Here is a 23840-nt window from a genome sequence, read left to right as displayed (position 1 = left end):
GACGATGCAATGTTAAATAAAGTGACAGATTCTGCCATCGAAGCCATGAGCAATATCAATGATGGGGCAACCATTTTGATCGGTGGTTTTGGTTTGGCTGGTCAGCCCGCGCAATTGATTGATGCGCTGATTGCCCGTAATGCTAAAAATCTAACGATTGTAAGTAACAACGCAGGTAACGGTGAAACAGGATTGGCCTTATTACTAAAATCAGGCTGTGTACAAAAAATCATCTGCTCTTTTCCGCGCCAGCACGACTCACATATTTTTGATGATCTATACCGAGCAGGTAAAATTGAGCTAGAAGTAGTGCCGCAAGGTACATTGGCGGCCCGTATGCAAGCTGGAGGCAGCGGCCTTGGCGCAATATACACACCAACCGCATTCGGAACACTGCTGGCCGAGGGCAAAGAGACTCGGGTTATTGATGGCAAAAACTATGTACTAGAATACCCCATCAAAGCAGATTTTGCCCTCATCAAAGCTTTTAAGGGAGACCGCTGGGGCAATTTAACGTATCACAAAGCGGCACGTAATTTTGGCCCCATTATGGCAGCTGCATCACACCACACGATTGCCCAAGTCAGTGAAGTGGTGGAACTGGGCGCACTTGACCCTGAACACATCGTTACCCCAGGTATCTTTGTACATGAAGTCGTTTGTATTCAAGGAGAAGCATCATGAGTGAGTATAAACCGCGTTCCGTTGATGAGATTGCTCAGTGCGTTGCCCAAGATATCAAAGAGGGAATGTATGTCAATCTAGGTATTGGCCAACCAACCCGAGTGGCTGACTTTTTACCAAAAGACAAAGATATCTTTTTGCACAGTGAAAACGGTGTTTTGGGTATGGGCCCTGCCCCTGAAAAGGGTCAAGAGGATGGTGATCTCATCAATGCAGGTAAGCAATACATAACTTTGCTGAAAGGCGGCAGTTATTTTCATCATGGCGACTCTTTTGCCATGATACGAGGTGGCCATATTGACCTGTGCGTGCTAGGCGCGTTTGAAGTTGCCGAAAACGGTGATATTGCCAATTGGTTTTTGGGTCGAGAAAATGACATTCCGGCTGTTGGCGGCGCTATGGATTTGGCCGTTGGTGCCAAACAAGTTTACGTCATCATGGATCATGTCAGCAAAAATGGTGAGCCAAAAATTGTCAAGACTCTAAAATTACCTATCACAGGTGAACGATGCGTCAATCGAATCTATACCGATTTGGCCGTCATTGATGTGACTGAGCAAGGCTTGGTTGTCCGTGAGATGGTGGCAGGTCTGACCTTTGATGCGCTACAAGCCAAAACAGGTGCGAAGCTCATAGGTTAGTACCAAAAAACCCGCGATTACAGTCTACCAATACAAAAATATTTACCCATCAAGAAAGGACTCAATGATGAATCATCATCTCTCTTTTAGAGAGGTGCAGGCGCTATTGCCTGCGATCTCTAATTTCTCTGGCCATAGCATGGCAGTACGTAGCGAGCTAGGAGGTATCAAATGACACCATTGGTAAAGCTCAGTCAGGGAATCTCTAAATTATGTCAATTTATTGGCGGCATCAGTCTTATTATCATTGTCTTGGCCACTATGATAGACGTGGTGACTCGCTATGTGTTCAAGCTCACTGGTGGTGAGGTTGGATTCACGGTGAAGGGCAGCGTAGAGATTGTCTCTTATTTCATGCTGTTTTCTTTATTGGCCGCTTGTGCCGCGTATGTCGAACGCTCTCAAATCATTGTTGATATTTTTACCCAAAAAATGCCGCAGTCTATCAAAGGCTACATGATGGGCACTTTTATGATGGGGTTTTTCTTGATAGGTCTCGTTTTTGCATGGGGGCTCTATGAGAGTGCTTTTGATGCGTTAGAGTACGGCAAGGTAACACAAGACCTTCGAGTCTCTATGATGCCCATCTATCTTATCAGTGCCTTTTTGAGTCTTTTACTCGCCATTCGTGCACTTATCGAATCTATTACTATTTTTAAAACTGGCGAGTTTTATGACGCCGAGGAGACAGGCGCATGAGTCCAGAAATTATTGGTGCGATCGGTTTGTTGTGCATGATTGTGATGGTGATGTTACGAGTGCCAGTGGCACTTGCCATGCTAGGTGTTGGGTTAGTAGGATTTGGTGCTGTGACTGCACCAAGTGGCGCTCTACAGATGCTAAAAGACATCCCTGTTGATGTGTTGGCAAAATATGATTTTAGTGCCATTCCTCTGTTTATTTTGATGGGCGTGTTTGCGACACATTCTGGTATGGCAGGTAAGCTTTTTGATTCAACACGAACTATTTTTGGTGGTGTTAGAGGCAGCCTTGGTATTGCAGGTATTGGCTCATCGGGTATCTTTGCCTCGATTTCAGGGTCATCTTTAGCAACCGCATCGACAATGGCGCGAGTGGCATTGCCGCAAATGGAAAAATACGGTTATCAGCCAGGCTTTGCTTGTGGGGTTTTGGCCGCAGGTGGCACGCTTGGTATCATGATTCCGCCCAGTATTGCTCTACTGGTTTATGCGATTTTAACGCAGCAGTCAGTCGGTGATATGTTTATCGCTGGGTTTTTGCCTGGTATTTTAGGCATGGTCATGTATTCAATCACTGTCATGATTATGGTGCGTTGGAAGCCACATTTGGCATCCCGCGGCGAACGAACGCCATGGAAAGCCAAGATACTATCATTGACGGGTCTCATACCTTTTAGTTTTATTTTCATCGTCATTATTGCTGGTATCTTCTTTGGGATATTTACGCCTACTGAAGGGGCTGCGGTTGGCGCGTTTGCTGCTTGGGGTTACGCCTTTGTTAAAGGCATGAGAATCGATGGGTTAAAGCGTTCGTTAACAGAAACCTTGGCCTTATCTGCAGTCGTGTTCTTTATGCTGCTAGGTGCAGAAGCGCTAGGTTACTTTATTTCTGTGTCACAGATGTCTAATACGTTGGCATCGTGGATTGGCGGTTTAGCCGTTAGTCCTATGGTCGTCTTGATCTGTATTTTGTTCATGTACTTTGTGCTTGGACTGTTTATGGATGCCTTGGCCATGCTGGTTATTACTATTCCTGTGGTATACCCGATTATTTTGGCATTGGGGTTTGACCCAGTTTGGTTCGGTATTATTGCTGTATTGACAGTAGAGCTTGGGCTGATTACCCCGCCAATGGGCATGAATATTTTTGTGATTAAGGCGGCTGCACCGCACATCAAGCTCGCTGATATGTTTCGCGGCGTTGCCCCCTTTATTGTATCGGACTTGGTTCGACTGGTGGTTTTAATTGCTTTCCCAGCGATATCTTTGGTACTTCTGAGCTAGACCTTGTCGTCTGAGTACCTCGCATGATTCATGACACAGCGTATGATTATGTTGAACATCAAGCAAAAGCTGTTTGTGCTGTAATCGTAAGGCGCTGTTTAGATCATTGTTTTTAATAAGGAGTTTATATGTCTAACTATACTGATTTACATTACCATTATATGGCTGGCGAGTGGCGTGATGGTAGGTCGAGCCACAGTATTGTCACGAGTAACCCGTTCACTGGTGAAGATATCGCTACGTTTAAAGCTGCCAGTCTAGATGATATCAATGAGTCTTATAAAGCACTAGAGCAAGCACAACAAGGCTGGTGTCAGACCAACCCTTATGCTGTGAGCCAGATTGTTGAGCAAGCGGCAAAAGTAATCAGCAATCACCGAGACGAGTTGGTTGACTTGCTGGTGCGTGAGTCTGGTTCTACCGTGATGAAAGCCAATATCGAGATTGATGCCTGTATTGGGGTCATTAAAGTGGCCGCCGAGTACCCGTTTTTATTAGAAACTACGGTTGCACGCTCAGCCATTCCCAATAAGTTAAATCACATTATTCGTAAGCCAGTAGGTGTGGTAACGGTTATTGGCCCCTTTAATTTTCCAATGTTTTTAGCCATGCGATCGGTAGTCACGGCCTTGGCAAGTGGCAACACTGTATTACTAAAGCCTGCTTCTACCACACCCATTACTGGCGGTATCTTACTGGCCAAAATCTTCGAAGAGGCAGGCTTGCCCGCAGGTGTGTTGACAGTGGTTGTGCCAAAAACCTCTGAGATTGGCGATGCGCTATATACACACCCGATTCCTCGTGTGATTTCGTTCACTGGCTCTACTGAGGTTGGTCAGCGCATAGGAGAGATGACTGGCCGTGAAATCAAGCGTTCTATTTTAGAGCTTGGTGGCAATAATGCCTTTGTAGTGCTTGACGATGCCGATATTGATTATGCGGCACGTTCTGCAGTCTTTGGTCGGTTCTTACACAGTGGTCAGATTTGTATGTCAGTGAACCGTGTCATTGTTCATGAGTCTATCTTTGATGCGTTTGCCGAAAAGTTTGTCGAATATACAAAAGGACTGAACGTTGGTGACCCATCAAGACCTGATGTGTTGGTGGGGCCTTTGATTGATGAGCGTGAAGCTGTGCGGGTAGAGCAGGCCGTACAAAAGGCCGTGCAAGAAGGTGCTGAGATACTTCTTGAAGGTAAGCGTGACGGTGCGCTCGTTTATCCATATGTCCTAAAGGGCAGTAATGACGTTTATTCTGCACGTACAGAAATGTTTGGTCCTGTCGTGACCTTGATTTCACACAAAGGCGATGCTGATGCCTTACGCTTAGCAAACGATACCGATGCTGGATTGAGCGGTGCTGTGCATTCTGCAGATATCTCCCGAGCACAAAGGTTTGCGGCAGGATGGCGCACAGGCATGGTTCATATTAATGATCAAAGTGTCAATGATGAGCCGCGCGTTGCCTTTGGTGGTGAAAAAGCATCAGGGGTGGGCCGCTTCGGTCGTCACATTACCTTCGATGAGTTCACGACTTATCAATGGGTATCGGTACAAACTGAACAGCGTCCATATCCTGTTTAGTAATTTTTAATAATTAACTATCAATAAGTGATTTTGAACTTAAGAATATAGGTATTAGGGCGTGTCTTCATTCCAAAAATGGTGATAAAAATGAGATAAATTGCCGTCAAACAAGGAAAATAGCGCAGATAATATCGGGGTTAACCAGCTATTTGACGATGTTTGGCAAGATTTAGCCATTTTTAGCCCATTGAGATGACTATCGAGTGAATTGAAGACACGCGCTAAGATTCTTATTACTAATCATTCAGGCATATGAGAGCGGCATAGATTGGAAGCTATGCCCATTTATCTATCACAATAATTGTCTACCATCAAAAAAAGGAATTCATGATGAGTAAAACCTTTTCAATTAGCTTAGCGTTGGCGGCTCTAGTGGGTCTGACGGCTTGTTCACCATCAGATGACAGCACCACTCAAAGTGCTCAAGAAGTCACCACTCTGCGTTTCTCACATTTTTGGCCAGCCACCTCGACCACAAACACAGAAATATTTGAATACTGGGCAAAAAAAGTAGAGGCAGACTCTAAAGAAAAAATTAAAATTGAAATATTTCCTTCTGCAACACTCAGTAAACCAAACGCAACCTATGATGCAGTTGCCAATGGTGTGGTCGATATTGGGTCTACGCTCCAAGGCTATACCAATGGCCGCTTTCCATTGACTCAAATTACTGAGTTACCAGGGCTGTCAAACTCGGCAACACAACTAAACTGTATGCTCCATAATCTATATGACGATGGTGTGATTGCAAGTGAGTATCAAGACACTCATGTGTTGTTCATGATGGGTACCGGCCCTGGTGGTTTTCACACAGTTGACAAGCCGATTCGCACACCAGATGACTTAGCCGGAATGCGTATTCGAGGTCCTTCAGCAATAACCGGCAATATCATTGACGCGGCAGGTGGCACGCCAGTGGGGTTGCCAGTGACTGATCTTTATACCTCTTTGCAGCGCGGTGTATTGGACGGCATAAGCTTGCCTTGGGATGCTATGGGTTCCTTTAAGTTGACAGAGATAACCAACACTCATACCAATATCCCTTTTTATAGCTCGCCGATTGTTGTGACTATGAATAAAGATAAATATGAAAGCTTGCCAGATGATCTTAAAAAAGTCATCGATAATAATTCGGGTGAGGCGATGGCCAAAATAGCGGGCAAGGTGTTCGATGAAGATGACGCAAGGCATATGGCGGAAGCTAAAGCCAAGGGTGATTCAATCATAGATATTCCCAATCCACTAGAAAACCCTGAATGGAAAAAGCCTGTAGAAGCGGGCACACAAAAATATTTAACAGATCTTGCCAAGCTGGGTTTGGATGCTCAAACAGCTTATCAAAAAACCATAAAAGCCAGTGCCGCTTGTCAGTCTTAATGGCTAGGTCGCTTGCTCCGATAGTAGGGTCTGTAAAGCAGTTAAATATTCAACAGACCTTAGGGCGTGTCTCAATCTGAACAATAAATATTAAATGGGCTAAAAATGGCTAAATATTTGACAAACTGCGTCAAGTAGCTGGCTAATATCTCGATATTATCTGCGCTACTTTCCTTGTTTGACTGCTGTTTATCTTATTTTTATCGCCATTTTCAAAATGAGGATACGCCCTAGTATTAATAATTTTGACAATCAACGCTTAGTAATAAGCAATTAGTGACAAGGATGTTTTTTATGTCTTCTATCCAGCATACAGATACTGTGCAACAAGTGACGTTTCGTTTGATGCGTGAACTTAATATGACGACAGTGTTTGGTAATCCCGGCTCTACTGAGCTTAATTTTTTGAATAACTTTCCTGAAGATTTTGAATACATATTGGCCTTACAAGAGTCATCTGTTGTGGCGATGGCCGATGGCTATGCTCAAGCATCTGGTAATGCCGCTTTTGTCAATCTGCACTCAGCAGTAGGGGTTGGCCATGCGTTAGGAAACATATTCACAGCATATCGAAATCACACACCTTTGGTCATAACGGCAGGCCAGCAATCTCGTAGTATCTTACCTTTTGCACCTTATCTTGGCGCAGATCACGCTGCTGACTTTCCAAAACCGTATGTTAAATGGAGCATCGAGCCTGCGCGTCCTGAGGATGTGCCGTTGGCAATCGCTCAAGCGTATCATATTGCGATGCAGCATCCACGTGGTCCAACCTTTGTATCGATACCCTCTGATGATTGGGACAAAACGACCTATATGCCTCATTACTCAAAAGTGATTGAGGGCACTATACCAACGGCAGCAGCTATTGATCAACTGTTAGAGGTACTCAAAAACAGTCGAAATTTAGCCATAGTTGTGGGTGCAGATGTCGATAGGCAAGGTGCATTTGATACTGCCGTTAAACTGGCTGAGCGGTTACAAGCACATGTTTGGGCAGCGCCGTATTCGAGTCGAGCCAGTTTTCCAGAAGACCACCCTCAATTTGCAGGGTTTCTACCTGCGCTTCCTGCGCAGTTGTCAGAAAAACTGTCTGGGTATGATGTGATTCTGGTGATTGGCGCCCCTGTGTTTACGCTACATATTGCAGGGGACGTGACGATATTTGATTCAGCAGTCAAAATATATCAAATTACCGATGACCCAAAATATGCGGCATTTGCTTCTGCAACCACCACTTTATTCGGTTCAATCAATCACAGTATTAGTGCCATGTTGGATAAAATCCTTCCTTTATCTGACTCTCAGAGTGACAAATTTGTCATGCCACTGCGTCCTGCTGCGCCCAAGGTAACTGGAGCGACCCCTATTCCAGTGGAATATGCCATTGATCTGCTGTCGCATGCACGACCATCTGACTCTATTATCGTCGAAGAAGCGCCTTCTCACCGATCTGTCATTCAACGTTTTTTGCCCATTACACAAGCGCAAGGGTTTTTTACGATGTCCAGTGGCGGTCTTGGCTATGCACTACCAGCATCAGTAGGAGTCGCGTTATCCACCAATAAACGGGTTGTGTGCTTAATTGGTGATGGCTCTTCTATGTATTCCATTCAAGCTGTTTGGACGGCCGCGCAGTTGAATTTGCCGGTGACATTTATTGTGCTAAACAATTTTGGGTATGGTGCCATGCATTCTTTTGGCAAAATTATGAAGAGTCAGTCTGTACCAGGGCTTGATTTACCCAATATCGATTTTGTGCAATTGGCCAATAGTATGGGGTGTGAAGGTGCTCGTATCAAAGAGCACGAAAATCTGCCCGAAGCAATCCATAAAGCGGTCAATGCATCGGGCTGTTATCTGTTAGAAATTATTGTTGATGCAGATACCGGCAATATTTAGTGACCTATTCTCAGCTATGGTCGTTTGTTGTTATGTATGGGCATATCTGAGCATGCTATCAGTGTTTTATGGATGTTAAGATTCTGATTTGGTTCGGCGTTATTGAGCATATCAGCGTTGTTGTTAATGATAAAGCCGCGCCAACCACTGACACACTGTACCTTAGAATGAATTATTGTTTAACCTTATAAATACTGTTACAGTATTGTTTTAAACCCCGATTTTGACAAGCTCACCTGGGAATAATAAAGGCTTGAGAAAACTATACGTCATATATAGTATGGCTTGAAGATTTTTATGGCGTTAGTCTCTCAGATAGATTATGTAATATTGATATATTGGCCACCATAAAAATGATGCCATCGCTACCTAAGATAATTTGTCTTAGCAGCAGATAGCGGCTCTGTGTTCGAGCTAATTTCGCAGTAATGCTTCGCAGGTGGGCCTAATATAACAATGATGACACGCACTAGGCTACGGGTCATCATTGTTCACAAAGATATTTTTACCAAAATTCACAGGTCACCATTTTATTTTTAGGATTGTAGATAGCACCTCGATCTTCCATTTCACCCCAGTACTCCACCTGACGAGTTTGAAAGTTCGACATAATAGTAGATACATTGGCATTGGATGCAAACTTTAAAATATTTTGACCACCTGATGATTCAGGTGTAAAACTAAATATATATTCCTTTAGAGGTTGACCACGGTAAGTGACGCCTTTATTAAAAATGACTCGATACTCAGTGTAGATATCACCGACGTTCATTTTTACCTCTTTTATCGTATTACGATATTCTGACGACCACTGCGCTTTTGGCTTGATGAAATCCTCATAAGGTCTTTGACCTCTAATACTGTTTATAAATACTGCATGTTTATCATAAATCTGTTTGTAAGGTGGCTGTTCACCATCACAAGCATCCTCCATCCAGCCAAATATATGAACCATATCACTGCTCGTAGTGCTGCTGAGACTCTTAGAGAGTTCAGGTGCAGCCAGTGTATTAGCAGACAATAAAGACGCAGTTACGAACAACGCCAAAGAGGGTAGGTGAATTAATTTCATAATGACTCCAATAGATGAGTGTCTCTGGTTAATGTATAGCGTACTGAACAAACGGTGGCCAAATAACGATTAAGAGATTCTATTGATAAACTCATAAGACACGCAGAAAGCAGCGTCTTGCTTAACGTATTTGAAACACTGTAGAACATCAGAAAAGTCAGGTTTTACGCTTTCATAGCGACTTTCTATGTCTTTATCAGAGATTTTTTTAAATGTTTTATGATGGAGTCTTACAACCTCGGCTGTCTTACCATTGAGTGAGACAGTCTCTTTTAAGTTTTGTATTTTTCCACTTGTATTAAAGTCAAACGTCGCATCATCCACGGTACGATAGATACTGCCATTAGAGAGTTTGAAATTCAGCTGACTAATAGCATAACTCATACTTCCTCCTACGGAACCCTCGTAAGTACAAGGTTTTACGATGGCTTTATTTTTAATAATAGAATCAACGATGGTGCATTTGGTACTACCGTTGATATCGGTCATACCTGCAATAGCGCTAACAGAGAGTAGTGACAACGGAAGCGCCATGAGTATTTTTGAGAATTTCATTGATATGTCCTTTTATGGTTTTTTAACTTGAGCCGGAATGATTGCATTTTTTGCTGCTGAGTTCATTATAGCGACTAAAAAAACAGCTATTCTCTAGACATGATGAACGATCGTTTGTCTAACGAAAGTCTTTTAGCATTACCCTGTTTTTAGTAGGTAAAGTTTTTAGTGGCATTCGAAACCAGATGAGTTCAGAGTCAACGCACAGCAGGATAGTATTGGCAAATTATCAATAAGGGAGGGCGTTGTATTTTTAGACCAACCTTAACTTTAAGCGACTCAACCGCATAGGGCTACAGATAAAAAAACACCCTTCAGACTATATAAAACATAGTTTAAAGGGTGTTTTTTTATCCATGAAATACGTGACGGTGATACCGTTTAATCACGATAATTTGTATTTTCTATCATCTGAAAATAAGAGGTTTAACACGTGACAGTTTGTAACGTAGAGTAGTTAATATAATCCACTATTTAATTTTTAAAATGAATTAGAACATCCTCTACCATGTCAATGTATGTCAACCAAATATAGTAATACGACAAACTTAGGTATTTCGATAGTTAGTCAGCTTTTCAACCGTTAAAGGTGAGGTGGGGCTGATTTTTTGTCGTATGCTGAGAAAATTTTTATACCATTTATATGGTGACATTTTCCACTATCCCTCTAAATTTATTTAGAGAGATAGATCAACGCCTTGTGGGTCTTTTTTAATCGTGTAAAGTGTGAATAGTGAAATTAATGAGACGATAGTAATATACAAACCAATCATCCATGACTGTTGATAAGTTGCCATAATCCATTGCGCAATCATCGGAGCGAACGCACCACCAATAATGGAACCTAATGCATAGCTGATGGATACCCCTGAAAAACGTACTTTTGCAGGGAACATTTCAGCAAATAAAGCTGACAATGGACCATAAGTAAAACCTAAGGGAATAGCCCAAACCACCAATGCTAGCATAAATAAAAACGGAGATTTGGTATCAATCAAAAACCACATTGGAATCGACCATAACGACAATAAGATATAGCCTAACTTAAAAATCCTTAGACGACCAATCTTATCACCTAATATGCCGCCCCAAAGGGTTGATACTAACCAAGAAAAAGCAGCCGCAACTACGATTAGCATGGTCAAAGTAGGGCTAAGTCCTAAGGCTTTTTGGCCATAACCCACCATAAAAGCGATAAGGATATAACCACCTGCATTCACTCCCATAAAGATTAAAGCCGCTTTAAGAACTGTTGGCGTATGATTTTTGAATAACAATGATAATGGTGCAGAGGCTTCTGCTTTACGGCGATGCATGGCTTCAAACACCGGTGATTCTTTAACCGAACGACGGATAAAGGTGCCCACGATGATCAATGCAATCGATAATATAAATGGAATGCGCCAACCCCACTCGAGGTAGGCTTCTTTACCCAAAATCAAATTTAAAAGTAGCAGGACACCAGTCGCTAAAATCATACCGATGGGTACACCAATCTGTGGGTAAGCCCCAAATAGTGAGCGTTTGTTAAGGGGTGCATGCTCGACAGATAACAATGCCGCACCGCCCCATTCACCACCTGCAGAAAAGCCTTGGATAATACGTAAAAATACCAAAGCCAAGGGTGCTAATACGCCAATTTGCGCATAAGTCGGCAAGAAGCCTATTAACGTCGTTGATGCACCCATCAAAATCAAGGTTGTTACCAATACCATCTTGCGACCGTATTTGTCACCCAAACGACCACATACGATTGCACCTAATGGGCGAAATAGAAATGAGATACCAACGGTAGCAAAAGCGATGATTTGAGCTAGCATAGGGTTAGATTTGCTGACTTCAGCGAAAAACAGGGGAGCAAATATGAGACTTGCGGCTTGTGCATAGATGAAGAAATCATACCATTCAATCGCAGTACCAACTAGGGTGGCAGTGAGTACTTTTTTATCCTGATGTATAGCAAGCGAGGCGTTTTCAGCCATCGTGGTGGTGGTTGTCATTAGTGACTCCTTGTCTATATATTGTCCTAGAAACGACTCGACAGCTTAGCTATCCTAGCTAAACATTACTCAATATAAATTAGTGATACTTTTTATTTTTTTAAAAAAAATTATGTATCATTTTATTTATAATTTAGCTATTTTACAACCTGGCGTCAATATGTTTTATCAATAAAGTTTACTTTAGTTGAAAAAAAGGAGTCATGACGACTCCTTTTTCGCAAATCCGTATAGCTATCAAGCCTTACGCTCAACTAAGGTCAAGATGTCGTAAGTTGCGACCAAGTCGTTGCGTTGGTTCTTAACTTTGATATCCCATACTACGACGCCGTGAGCTTTTTCCGCTGGGTCGCGTTGTGCCTTTGGCGTCTTTTGTTTACAAGTTAACTCAACTTGAATTGTGTCACCAATCTTGACAGGCTCAACGAAGCGTAGGCTTTCCATACCGTAGTTAGCGATAACTGGACCAGCTGGTGCGTCAACAAACAAGCCAGCGGCCGCCGATACGATAAAGTAACCATGGGCGACACGCTCGCCAAAGAACGAATCTGCCGCCGCAATTTTGTCCATATGAGCGTAAAAGTGGTCACCACTTAAGCAGCCAAAGTTGACGATATCTGCCTCCGTCACTGTACGACGTGCGGTCAATAGACGCTCACCAATACGAAGTTCATCGAATGATTTTTTGAACGGATGGACACGATCTTCGAACACTTGTGCACCAGCTGTCCAGCTGTGACCGACTTGTGTCATGGCATTGGGTGAGCCTTGGATTGCGGTACGTTGCATGTAGTGTTTAACAGCTCGCAGACCACCAAGTTCTTCGCCGCCACCGGCACGGCCTGGGCCGCCGTGTACAAGTAATGGGAGAGGTGAACCATGACCCGTACTTTCACGAGCACTTTCGCTATCTAGGATATGTACACGTCCATGCCAAGGGGCAATTTTTTTCAATAAGGCTTCGATATTTTCGTCCGAATTGCGCACGATAGAGGCAACTAAGCTACCTTCACCACGTGCTACAAGTGCACCGAGTTCATCTAGGTCGCCGTATGGCATTAGGGTGACAACTGGACCAAATGCTTCGATGCGATGGATATTTTCGGCTTGGCTTGGGTTATTACAGACCAATACGGTTGGTGGGTAACAGGCTGATTTTTCTGCGTCGTCTACTTGTAGAGTGAAGTCTTCACGTAAGTGACTACCGAATACCACTTCGGCTTCTTGGCTTAGTTGCTCGACTTTTTCTGTGACGTCAAGTTTTTGCTTCACGCTAGCTAATGTACCCATGGTCACGTCTTCACGGCTTGGATCACCGACCACGACTTTTTGTAGTTTTTCAACTAGGCGAATTTGCGCTGTTTCTAGCAAGGCGGCAGGGACAAACGCGCGACGAATTGCAGTACATTTTTGACCGGCTTTGATAGTAATTTCGCGGAAAACTTCGCGTACAAACAAATCGATAGTTTCATCGTTGGCAGCTGGGCTTAAAATTGCACTGTTCACCGAATCGGCTTCCATGGTGAAGGGGATTGAATAAGCGTTTAAGTGTGGATGGGCTCGTAGTTTTTGACCCGTTACTGCAGAACCTGTGAAGGTTATGGTGTCTTGGGGATTCAGATGGTCAAACAAGTCATAGGTTTGTCCACATATCAGCTGCAATGAACCCTCTGGCAATAGACCGCTTTCATGAATCGCGGCTACCACGGCATGAGTCAGCTCAGCGCCTTCGGTTGCAGGCTTGACGATACAAGGGACACCAGCTAATAGAGTCGGTGCGACTTTTTCTAACATGCCCCAGATGGGGAAGTTAAACGCATCAATATGAATGGCCACGCCCGTTTTCGGGCTCAGGATATGCTGAGCGCCAAACGTACCATTTTTTGACAGAGGAATCCAAGCATCTTCGACTAAGGCAGTCTCATCGCTGAGCTCACGGCGCACGAGGCTCGAATATGCAAATAAGGTACCGATACCTCCTTCAATATCGACCCAGGCATCTTTGCGTGTCGCACCAGTTGCCTTGGCCAATGCATAAAATTCTTCTTTACGTTGAAGTAGGTATTGTGCGACTAGTTTTAGTGCATTAGCACGTTGGTGGAATGTCCAGTTGGCAATCGCTGAGCCATATTCTTTGGCGTATTCAACCACTTTTTTGGTATCGATACCAGCGCTACTGACTTGATAAATTGGTTCACCGGTGACCGCATGATGCACGGTGCGAAAATCGCTTTGTGCAACGTAGGCTTTACCGAGAATGAGTGAGCTTAAAGTTTTAATGTCTGACATATGATAACTCCTTTTACGATACATTATAGATAAAAATAAAAACTCAACGTGTCATAATCTGTATTTAAATCACTAAGAAGTCAAGCGTATTTAACATCATTAATATTTTTTTAAAAATTTTATTATAAATAGATATTAAAAACAATAACTTATAATAAAAGTGGCTAAAAAATAAAACGATACATAAAAATAGGTATTGATTTTAAAATAGTATCGCTTTAGATTAGATAACACTAACGCTTGTTAAGGACGAGGTATCAAATGAACACGCAAGTAGAATTGTTTGACAACAAGATTGAAAAGGACATTTCAATTGAGCCAAAAGATTGGATGCCAGATGCTTATCGTAAAACGCTCATTCGTCAGATTGGTCAGCATGCGCATTCAGAAGTGGTTGGTATGTTACCTGAGGGTAATTGGATTACGCGTGCACCAACACTCAAGCGTAAAGCCGTATTGTTGGCCAAAGTCCAAGATGAAGCAGGTCATGGATTATATCTATACAGCGCTGCTGAAACCTTAGGCGCAGATCGTGACGATATGATGGATAAACTCGTTGCAGGCCGCATGAAATACTCATCAATATTTAACTACCCAACCTTAACCTGGGCTGACATCGCTGCTATCGGCTGGTTGGTTGACGGCGCCGCTATCGTCAACCAAGTGGCGCTTTGCCGGACGTCATATGGTCCATATGCTCGCGCTATGGTTCGTATCTGTAAAGAAGAAAGTTTCCACCAACGTCAAGGCTTCGAAGCCATGATGGTGTTGGCGAATGGTACACCTGAACAAAAAGCTATGGCACAAGATGCAGTCGATCGCTTCTGGTGGCCAGTGCTTATGATGTTCGGTCCAAGTGATGATAATTCACCCAACAGTGCTGTTAGCATGGATTGGAAAATCAAACTATTTAGTAACGATGAGTTGCGCCAAAAATTCGTGAATAACACCGTCTCACAGGTGTTACAACTTGGTCTAACTATTCCTGACAAAGATTTGACGTTTAACGAAGAAACGGGCAACTATGAATTCGGTGAAATCAACTGGGACGAACTCTTGGCCGTGATTGCTGGTAAAGGCCCGTGTAACCATGAGCGTATCGAAGCCCGACGTAAAGCTTGGGAAGAGGGTAAATGGGTTCGTGACTCTGCTGCTGTCTATGCACAGAAACAACACGCCAATACTCAAAAAGTCGCTTAATATTTTTTAAAGGAAAATTAGCCATGGAAAGCAAAAACAACTGGTCACTTTACGAAGTGTTTATCCGTAGCAAGCAAGGTCTAAGCCATCGTCATGTTGGTAGCTTGCGCGCGCCAGATGATGAAATTGCTCTGCAAAACGCGCGTGATGTCTACACTCGTCGTAACGAAGGTGTGAGCATTTGGGTAGTGAAATCAGAGCTGATTACCTCATCGCAACCTGAGGAAAAACCAGAGTTTTTTGAGCCATCACTCGACAAGGTATATCGTCATCCTACCTTCTATCAAATTCCAGATGGTATTGGACATATTTAAGGTAGGAGATAATCGATGAATAACCAAGCATTAACACAATTTTTACTTCATGTTGGTGATAGCCAATTGATCCTATCACACCGCTTGTCTGAGTGGTGTGGACATGCCCCTGAGCTTGAGCTTGATATTGCTTTGTCAAATATCGGTTTAGACTTATTAGGCCAATCACGTACGGTGCTGAGTCTAGCCGGACAAATTGAAGGCTTGGGCCGTGATGAAGATAATATGGCTTTTTTACGTACCGAACGTGAATATCGCAACCTATTGCTATGTGAACAGCCCAATGGAGATTTTGCTCAAACGATGGCGCGTCAATGGTTGATGGATCATTACCATGTATTGTTACTTGACGCGTTAAGCCAAAGCAGCCACGTAGATATTGCAGCCTTTGGTGTAAAGTCATTGAAAGAAGCAAAATATCACGTACGTTTCTCAAGCGCTTGGATGGAACGCCTAAGCCTAGGTACCGATGAGGCACACCACAAAACGCAACAAGCGATGAACAACCTATGGCGCTTTACTGCTGAATTGTTTGAACTCACCACTGACGAACAAGCTTTGATTGATAGTGGTGTCTTACCGAAACTTGATCTTCTAAAAGCTGAATGGTTAGCGCAGATTGAAAGTGGATTGACACGTTTGAACTTAACGTTGCCTGAGATTGGCGCATACCGCCGTGGTGCGAAACAAGGCGCTCATACCGAACACTTGGGTTATATTTTGGCAGAATTACAGTACATGCAACGTGCTTACCCAAATATGAATTGGTAAACATACAAGACAGGGAGTCAAAGTATGCGGTTAATTCCACAAGTCACAGATGCCTGCTGGCAAGCCCTTAATCAGGTTCATGATCCAGAAATACCTGTTTTGACCGTGCTTGACTTAGGCATGATTCGGGGCGTTGATATCAACGCAGATAACGAAATCGTGGTGCGTTTAACACCAACCTATAGCGGCTGCCCAGCAACCGATATGCTAAAAGATGAGATTACCAACACGTTTACCGAACGTGGGCTGACCCCTGTAAAGGTGGTGATTGACTTGTCTGAAGCTTGGACGACCGACTGGATGAGTGAGGCAGGTAAGCAAAAGCTGCAAGAATATGGCATTGCACCGCCGCAAGGCGATTCACACAGCTGTGGTACCCACGTGGCGCTAATCGATGGTGTGACCTGTCCCCATTGTCGCAGTCAAAAAACCCAACTGATTAGCGAATTTGGTTCAACTGCGTGCAAGGCGCTGTATAAGTGCCTCGACTGCCTTGAGCCGTTTGATTATTTTAAATGCATCTAAGGTAGGGGTAGTCGCGAGACCGCACGTGACAGTCAGCTCACTAACTAAGCAATATGAAATAAGGATTTTCGCATGAGTCAATTTTTGCCACTAACTATCAAGTCTATTCAGCCACAAACTGAGCAAGCGATTTGCATTGCATTTGATCTTGCTTCGGAAGTCGCGGCAACCTTTAAGTACCAACCAGGTCAACATTTGACCATCCGTCACATGACAGACAATGGCGAAATCCGTCGCTGCTACTCAATCTGTAGTGATGTGCGAGAAGACATGAGCATCGCCATCAAGAAGATTGATCAAGGTCAATTTTCTACTTGGGCAAACGAACACCTAAAAGTAGGCCATACCCTAGAAGTCATGCCACCCCAAGGAGTTTTCTTTCAAAAAGCCGCTAAAACTGGTGGTCAAAACTACCTAAGCTTTGCTGCTGGTAGTGGTATTACCCCAATTTTATCCATCGTCAAAACGGTGTTAAATACCCAACCAGATGCCAATTTTACCTTGGTATACGGCAATCAGTCATGGAAACAAACCATGTTCTCTGAGCAAATCATGGACCTTAAAGACCGTTTTAAAACACGCCTACAACTGGTCAATATTTTCTCACGTGAGATGAGTGACAGCGAGATCTTTAATGGCCGTATCGATGCGAATAAACTACAACAGTTGTTTGACGCCCAACTTATCAGTGCTGATGTGGACCACTGTTTTGCCTGTGGCCCAGAAGAGATGATGGAATCCGTTGAGACCGTATTGCCAAACTTTGGTATCGATCGCAACAACATCCATACCGAGCGTTTCCACACGGGGACTGTCAACAAACCAACCGCCCAGCAAATCGAAAAACGTAGCGAAGAGCGCGTCAATATCATTTTGGACGGACGTGAACTGATCGTTGAAGTGTCAAAACACGATGACAGCATCCTAGATGCCGCATTACGTGCGGGTGCTGACTTACCCTACGCCTGTAAAGGCGGTGTGTGTGCCACTTGTAAGTGTAGGGTGATTGAAGGTGAGGTCGAGATGGCCGTTAACTATAGCCTTGAGCAAGAAGAGTTAGATAAAGGCTACGTACTCAGCTGCCAAGCATTACCTGTATCAGCCAACATACGATTAAGCTTTGACGCGTAATCGCGAGACACTAGCAACCCAGCTATCTATCGTTTTTATATCCAAAGTAGGGTTTGGCAAAACTCATTATTTCATTGTTTTATTTCATTGTTTTTATTAGGATTCAGGGATGAATTACATTAAAACCTCCAGCCCAAAAGAAGGCGTTGCACTGATTGAGCTTAATCGCCCAGAAAAACGCAACGCCTTAAATAACGCCACTTTGCAAGAAATCGTTGAACAGCTTCAAGCCTATGACGCTGATACTGATATAAAAGCGGTCGTCATTACTGGCAACACCCAATGCTTCGCTGCGGGTGCAGATCTTAATGAACTTATTCAACTCGATACCGTTAGCTTACAAACCGATATTCGCCCAACCTTATGGAAGCGAATCGATGAATTTAGCAAGCCACTATTAATAGCAGTCAATGGCTATGCACTCGGTGCCGGTTTTGAGCTGGTATTGCATGGTGACATCGTGGTCACGGGCGAAAACGCTCAATTTGCGCTGCCTGAAATTGGCTTGGGCATGCTACCAGGGGCAGGGGGCACCCAGCGCCTCGCTCGCCTAGTAGGTCAGCAGCTTGCCATGCGTTGGGCGATGACAGGTGAGCGGATTAGTGCATCGAGCGCGCAACAACATGGGATTACCACCCAAATCTGCCCAACCGAGTTGACCGTACAATACACCATTGATCTGGCTGCCAAAATCGCCAAACAAGCCCCTTTGGCCATTCGCGCCATCAAACAGTCACTTAAAACCATCCACGAAGTGAACTTAAGCCAAGGCCTTAAGCAAGAACGTCAGCTATTTGTTTGGCTTGCCGCCACCCAAGATCGCCAAGAAGGCATCCGTGCATTTTTAGAAAAACGTCAACCAATTTTTAGAGGTATGTAATGGACTATCAAACGATTCTCGTCGAAGAAAAAAATACCGTCGGCTATCTTACCTTAAACCGCCCAAAACAGCTTAATAGCTTTAATGAAACCATGCACAAAGAAGTGGTCAGCGTGCTAAAAGCATGGTCAAAAGACAGTACTATTCGCGCTGTAGTGCTCTCTGCTGAAGGTCGCGGTTTTTGTGCAGGTCAAGATTTAGGCGATCGTGCAGTTGCCCCGAATGCTGATGCGCCAGATTTGGGCCTATCTATCGAGACTTACTACAATCCACTGATTAAGCTGATTACTGACATGCCAAAGCCTGTGATCTGTGCGGTGAATGGCGTGGCTGCCGGTGCCGGCGCGAACATCGCTTTGGCGTGTGACTTGGTATTGGCGGCCAAATCAGCCTCATTTATCCAAGCGTTTTGTCGTCTTGGGCTTGTACCCGATTCAGGCGGTACATGGTTCTTACCACGCGTTGTCGGACGCGCCCGTGCGATGGGCTTAGCCCTATTAGGCGATAAGCTATCTGCTGAACAAGCGATGGCATGGGGCATGATTTGGCAAGTGGTCGAAGATGACGCGCTACGTAGCGAAGCCAGTAAATTGGCCGAACACTTGGCCAGCCAACCGACCTATGGCCTAAGCCTCATTAAAAAAGCCATCAATGTATCCGCGGACAACAGCCTAGAAGATCAGCTAATCTTAGAGCGGGACTTGCAGCGACTTGCTGGCCGCTCAGCCGACTATAAAGAAGGTGTCCAAGCTTTTATGCAAAAACGCCCCCCAATTTACCAAGGACGTTAATCATGGAAACGAGGGATTTATCAAACGCAACCATTGCCGTTATTGGGTCAGGCACGATGGGGATTGGCATTGCCCAGTTGGCCGCCATGCACGGTCACACGACCTATCTCTTTGATGTAGATGTTGCCAAAAGTCAAGCCGCCTTAGCGAGTCTGGAAAGCCAACTTGCCAAACGGGTCCAAAAAGGCAAAATGTCCCAAGTGCTACTTGATAGCACCCTAGAGCATTTATTTATTATTACAGATATTAATGAGATGGCAGCGGTGCAGTTGATCGTTGAGGCGATTGTTGAGCGTCAAGACATTAAACAGCAGCTCTTTGTCCAATTGGCTGATATTTGTGCTAATGATACGATTTTTGCATCAAACACGTCGTCAATATCGATTACAGCGATTGCCTCAGCAGTACCAAACCCTGAGCGTGTGGTGGGCTTACACTTCTTTAATCCAGCCCCAGTGATGAAGCTTGTTGAGATTGTTCGCGGTTTACGAACAGCGACTGAGATTACGGATGGCTTGTTTAACTTGATGAGTGCTTGGAAAAAGGTACCAGTAATCGCCAAGTCTACCCCAGGCTTTATCGTCAACCGTGTAGCGCGTCCATACTACGCCGAAGGTTTTCGCGCACTGCAAGAGAACGCGACCACGCCTGCGCAGCTTGACTTTATCATGCGTGAATCAGGTCGTTTTGCTATGGGGCCATGCGAGTTGACAGACTTAATTGGTCAAGATGTCAATTTCTCGGTGACCCAAAGCGTCTACCAAGCTTTCTTCTATGAGCCACGTTACCGTCCATCGTTGGTACAGAAAGAGTTGGTCGATGCAGGGTGCTTCGGCCGTAAATCTGGCCAAGGATTCTATGAGTATAGCCAAACCCTAGCAACCCCTGCCTATACCTTGCCCACCGTTGAAGCAAACGATGGCGAGCTGCCTACCATTATCGTACGCGGTGATTGGCTTTATGCCAAAGGTTTGGTTGAACGCTTACAAGCTGCTGATAGCCTCACGGTGACTCTTGAAAATGCAGACCAGAACAGTATCGAAATTGGTGATGTTAGCATCCGTTTATCACTGGGTGAATCCGTGGTGATTGATCATGGTGATGCCAAAGTCATGCTGATGGACTGGCATGCGGACTGGTCACAAGCCTGCGCTGTTGTATTGGCTGCCTCTATGGCCTGTAATGATGATGAACGTGAGCTGGTGACGCAAGCCTTTGCCCGTATTGACGTGCATGTTATTTGGACTGCCGACCATCCTGGTTTATATGTTTTACGTACCATTGCTATGCTCATTAATGAAGGCTGTGAAGCAGTGTTACATAACATCGCCTCTGAAGCAGACATCGACGCGGCCATGAAGTACGGCGTGAATTACCCCCAAGGTCCGTTTGAATGGGCACAAATGCTCGGCTACGACACCGTGCTTAACACGCTCAATAACTTACAACGTATTTATGGTGAAGAACGTTACCGTGCCAGCCTGTATTTGGTAAAAAAAGCCGTCACCTGTCACACGGCGAGCGCTTAAGCTTATTAATTTATTGTAAGGGGAAACTATGATGCAACAAGTATATATTTATGACGCCATTCGCACCCCAATCGGGCGCTATGCCGGTGGCTTGAGTAGTGTTCGTACAGACGATTTGGCAGCCTTGCCTATTCAACACCTAAAAGCTCAAAACCCAAACTTGCCATGGGATAAGGTCGATGAGGTAGTCATTGGCTGTGCTAACCAAGCTGGCGAAGACAACCGTAATGTAGCGCGTATGGCAACTTTACTTGCAGGCTTGCCTGATAAGGTGCCTGCTATCACCGTTAACCGTCTCTGTGCCTCTGGTATGGACTCGATTGGCATCGCCTCACGTTTGGTAAAAACGGGTGAGGCCGAGTTTGTATTGGCTGGTGGTGTCGAGAGCATGAGCCGCGCACCTTATGTCCAATCAAAACCGACCAGTGCCTTTCACCGCGCACCAGAGATTTTTGACACCTCCATCGGTTGGCGTTTTATTAACCCACTAATGAAAGCAGCGTATGGTGTTGATAGCATGCCAGAAACTGCCGAAAACGTGGCTGAAAAATATCAGATCAGCCGCGAAGACCAAGATCTATTCGCGCTACGCAGCCAACAGAAAACTGCCGCTGCCCAACAGGCGGGTCTTTTTACCGAAGAGATATTACCAGTTGAAGTCAAAACGAAAAAAGGCAGCGTGATTGTTGACCAAGACGAACACCCACGTGCCGATTCTAGCTTAGAAGCTCTTGCTAGTCTTAAAACCCCATTTCGCAAGGAGGGCGGCTCAGTGACTGCGGGTAACGCATCAGGCGTCAATGACGGTGCTGCTTGTGTGCTAATGGGTAGCGAACGCTTTGGTCAAGCACACAATCTAACGCCGCAAGCGCGTATTGTTGGTATGGCGAGTGCTGGTGTCGAGCCACGCTATATGGGTATTGGTCCTGTGCCTGCAGTACTAAAAGTACTTGAGCAAACCGGACTAACATTAAGCCAGATGGATGTTATCGAGCTTAACGAAGCATTCGCCGCGCAATCCCTTGCCGTGATTCGCGAACTGGGTCTTACCGATAATGACGTACGTATCAACCCAAATGGTGGGGCCATTGCGCTAGGTCATCCTCTAGGAATGAGTGGTACGCGTTTGGTCATCACCGCAATGAAAGAATTAAAACGTCGTAACGGTAAGTATGCGTTATGCACTATGTGTGTGGGTGTGGGTCAAGGCGTGGCAATGGTGATAGAAAACGTTTGATCACGGCTTTAACCGAGTTTTTTAATTGGAAATGTAGTCAGGATGATTACGAAAAGGAGTTTTACATGAATCATAACGTTATGGAACACATCGAAACCGCGTCAGTAGACGAATTGCGTAGCGTACAGTTGAAACGTTTGAAAAAAACACTCAAACACGCATACGAAAACAACCCTGTATATAAGAAGAAATTTGATCAAATAGGTATCCACCCAGAAGACTGCCAATCATTAGAAGATTTAGCCAAATTCCCATTCACCACCAAATCAGACTTGCGCGACAATTACCCGTTCGGTATGTTTAGCGTCCCACGTGAACAGATCGTCCGTGTTCATGCATCATCAGGTACTACTGGCCAACCTACCGTGGTCGGTTATACCAAGCAAGATATCGTGACTTGGTCGGATGTCGTAGCACGCTCACTGCGTGCGGCTGGTCTTACTAGCAAAGATACCATCCAAGTATCCTACGGTTATGGCCTATTCACTGGTGGTTTGGGTGCGCACTATGGTGTTGAAAGATTAGGTGCAACGGTTATCCCAATGTCAGGTGGCCAAACTGACCGCCAAGCCCAGCTAATCCATGACTTTAAACCAACCGCATTAATGGTTACCCCTTCTTACTGCTTGAACATTATTGAAGCATTAGAGAAGAAGTTTGGTACAGCTAAAGACTGTTCTATCAAAACCGGTATTTTTGGGGCCGAACCGTGGACTAACGCCATGCGCCAAGAAATCGAAGCACGCATGGGTATTGATGCGTTAGATATCTATGGTCTGTCAGAAATCATGGGCCCAGGTGTCGCCATGGAATGCTTAGAATCTAAAGACGGCGCAACCATTTGGGAAGACCATTTTTACCCAGAAATCATCAACCCTGAGACCGGGGAGGTGCTACCAGACGGCGAGCTTGGCGAACTAGTGTTTACGACCATTACTAAGGAGGGTATGCCCATCATTCGCTACCGTACCCGAGATTTGACCCGCTTATTACCAGGCTCTGTACGCACCATGCGTCGTATGGAAAAGATTGTTGGTCGTAGTGATGATATGATGATCATCCGCGGCGTCAATGTGTTTCCCTCGCAGATCGAAGAACAAATTTTACAAATATCAAAATTACTGCCAAACTACCAAATTCATATCATCAAGCACGGCCACTTAGACACCCTACGTATCCATGTTGAGTCACGTAGTGATGCCAGTGATCTTGAAGTGATGCAATTGGCCAGAAAACTTGAACAAAAAATAAAAACCATGGTGGGTATCAGCGTTCAGATAGACGTCTTACCACAAGGTATGTTACCTCGTTCTGAGGGTAAGGCTCAACGTGTTGTTGACCTACGCAATATCGCTGTGCCTGCTTAATGTA

20 protein-coding genes and 1 pseudogene are annotated in these 23840 nt (G+C 44.6%); 17 read left to right on the top strand and 4 right to left on the bottom strand.

Translation table 11 applies throughout. The features are described 5' to 3' along the window. Positions 1-9 precede the first annotated feature (9 nt). The 7 genes from JMY05_RS04850 to mdlC all read left to right on the top strand — a co-directional run bounded on the left by JMY05_RS04850 (position 10) and on the right by mdlC (position 8175). Positions 10-684 carry a 3-oxoacid CoA-transferase subunit A gene (locus JMY05_RS04850; RefSeq protein ID WP_201614315.1) on the top strand — a complete coding sequence of 225 codons (675 nt, stop codon included), beginning with the start codon at positions 10-12 and terminating at the stop codon, positions 682-684. After that, positions 681-1325, top strand: a complete 645-nt coding sequence (locus JMY05_RS04845) for a 3-oxoacid CoA-transferase subunit B (protein WP_201614313.1) — start codon at positions 681-683, stop codon at positions 1323-1325. The genes JMY05_RS04850 and JMY05_RS04845 overlap by 4 nt, the downstream gene beginning before the upstream one ends. Positions 1326-1496: 171 nt before the next feature. Continuing rightward, positions 1497-2024, top strand: coding sequence for a TRAP transporter small permease (locus JMY05_RS04840; RefSeq protein WP_201614311.1), 528 nt, complete (start codon positions 1497-1499; stop codon positions 2022-2024). Beyond that, positions 2021-3310, top strand: coding sequence for a TRAP transporter large permease (locus JMY05_RS04835; protein WP_201614309.1), 1290 nt, complete (start codon positions 2021-2023; stop codon positions 3308-3310). Before JMY05_RS04840 ends, JMY05_RS04835 begins: the two co-directional genes overlap by 4 nt. Positions 3311-3438: 128 nt before the next feature. After that, a complete protein-coding gene (locus JMY05_RS04830) occupies positions 3439-4893 on the top strand; it encodes an aldehyde dehydrogenase family protein (RefSeq protein ID WP_201614307.1) in 1455 nt (484 codons plus the stop codon). A 333-nt stretch (positions 4894-5226) separates the two neighbouring features. After that, complete coding sequence (locus JMY05_RS04825) at positions 5227-6273, top strand: TRAP transporter substrate-binding protein (RefSeq protein WP_201615347.1); 1047 nt, start codon at positions 5227-5229, stop codon at positions 6271-6273. Between the two features lie 294 nt (positions 6274-6567). Further along, entirely contained in the window at positions 6568-8175 is a 1608-nt protein-coding gene (gene mdlC, locus JMY05_RS04820; protein WP_227678106.1) for a benzoylformate decarboxylase, read from the top strand. Positions 8176-8680: 505 nt separating this feature from the next. On the opposite strand, the gene JMY05_RS04815 is transcribed toward mdlC, so the two are convergent. The 4 genes and pseudogenes from JMY05_RS04815 to paaZ all read right to left on the bottom strand — a co-directional run. Further along, positions 8681-9247 (bottom strand): hypothetical protein, encoded by a 567-nt coding sequence (locus JMY05_RS04815; RefSeq protein ID WP_201614305.1) that lies wholly within the window; start codon positions 9245-9247, stop codon positions 8681-8683. 69 nt (positions 9248-9316) lie between these two features. After that, on the bottom strand, positions 9317-9802 hold the full coding sequence (locus JMY05_RS04810; RefSeq protein WP_045447515.1) for a hypothetical protein: 486 nt from the start codon (positions 9800-9802) through the stop codon (positions 9317-9319). 677 nt (positions 9803-10479) lie between these two features. Beyond that, entirely contained in the window at positions 10480-11802 is a 1323-nt protein-coding gene (locus tag JMY05_RS04805) for an MFS transporter (protein WP_201614303.1), read from the bottom strand. A gap of 237 nt (positions 11803-12039) precedes the next feature. After that, positions 12040-14079: pseudogene (gene paaZ, locus JMY05_RS04800) on the bottom strand (phenylacetic acid degradation bifunctional protein PaaZ); the annotation flags it as partial. Positions 14080-14352: 273 nt separating this feature from the next. Between paaZ and paaA the strand changes: the two are divergent. The 10 genes from paaA (at position 14353) to paaK (ending at position 23836) form a co-directional block, all read left to right on the top strand. Next, entirely contained in the window at positions 14353-15291 is a 939-nt protein-coding gene (gene paaA / locus JMY05_RS04795) for a 1,2-phenylacetyl-CoA epoxidase subunit PaaA (protein ID WP_201614299.1), read from the top strand. 23 nt (positions 15292-15314) lie between these two features. Then, a complete protein-coding gene (paaB, locus tag JMY05_RS04790; protein ID WP_045447518.1) occupies positions 15315-15605 on the top strand; it encodes a 1,2-phenylacetyl-CoA epoxidase subunit PaaB in 291 nt (96 codons plus the stop codon). Between the two features lie 15 nt (positions 15606-15620). Next, entirely contained in the window at positions 15621-16376 is a 756-nt protein-coding gene (paaC, locus tag JMY05_RS04785; protein ID WP_201614297.1) for a 1,2-phenylacetyl-CoA epoxidase subunit PaaC, read from the top strand. 24 nt (positions 16377-16400) lie between these two features. Then, positions 16401-16901: a 1,2-phenylacetyl-CoA epoxidase subunit PaaD gene (gene paaD / locus JMY05_RS04780; protein WP_201614295.1), complete on the top strand. Its 501-nt coding sequence runs from the start codon at positions 16401-16403 to the stop codon at positions 16899-16901. 72 nt (positions 16902-16973) lie between these two features. Beyond that, the gene (paaE, locus tag JMY05_RS04775; RefSeq protein ID WP_045447521.1) at positions 16974-18032 is read left to right on the top strand and encodes a 1,2-phenylacetyl-CoA epoxidase subunit PaaE; all 1059 of its coding nucleotides are present in this window, start codon (positions 16974-16976) and stop codon (positions 18030-18032) included. Between the two features lie 109 nt (positions 18033-18141). Next, the gene (locus tag JMY05_RS04770; RefSeq protein ID WP_201614293.1) at positions 18142-18912 is read left to right on the top strand and encodes an enoyl-CoA hydratase-related protein; all 771 of its coding nucleotides are present in this window, start codon (positions 18142-18144) and stop codon (positions 18910-18912) included. Beyond that, a complete protein-coding gene (paaG, locus tag JMY05_RS04765; protein ID WP_201614291.1) occupies positions 18912-19703 on the top strand; it encodes a 2-(1,2-epoxy-1,2-dihydrophenyl)acetyl-CoA isomerase PaaG in 792 nt (263 codons plus the stop codon). Before JMY05_RS04770 ends, paaG begins: the two co-directional genes overlap by 1 nt. A gap of 2 nt (positions 19704-19705) precedes the next feature. Next, positions 19706-21232 carry a 3-hydroxyacyl-CoA dehydrogenase gene (locus tag JMY05_RS04760; protein WP_045447524.1) on the top strand — a complete coding sequence of 509 codons (1527 nt, stop codon included), beginning with the start codon at positions 19706-19708 and terminating at the stop codon, positions 21230-21232. Between the two features lie 31 nt (positions 21233-21263). Next, positions 21264-22469, top strand: coding sequence for a 3-oxoadipyl-CoA thiolase (pcaF, locus tag JMY05_RS04755; protein ID WP_045447543.1), 1206 nt, complete (start codon positions 21264-21266; stop codon positions 22467-22469). 65 nt (positions 22470-22534) lie between these two features. After that, positions 22535-23836, top strand: coding sequence for a phenylacetate--CoA ligase PaaK (paaK, locus tag JMY05_RS04750; RefSeq protein WP_201614289.1), 1302 nt, complete (start codon positions 22535-22537; stop codon positions 23834-23836). Positions 23837-23840 lie beyond the last annotated feature (4 nt).

This window comes from Psychrobacter sp. JCM 18902 (genome assembly GCF_904846615.1).
GTDB lineage: Bacteria > Pseudomonadota > Gammaproteobacteria > Pseudomonadales > Moraxellaceae > Psychrobacter.
The sequence above is the reverse complement of the archived record's forward strand: the minus strand, read 5'-3'. Positions and strand labels throughout refer to the sequence as shown.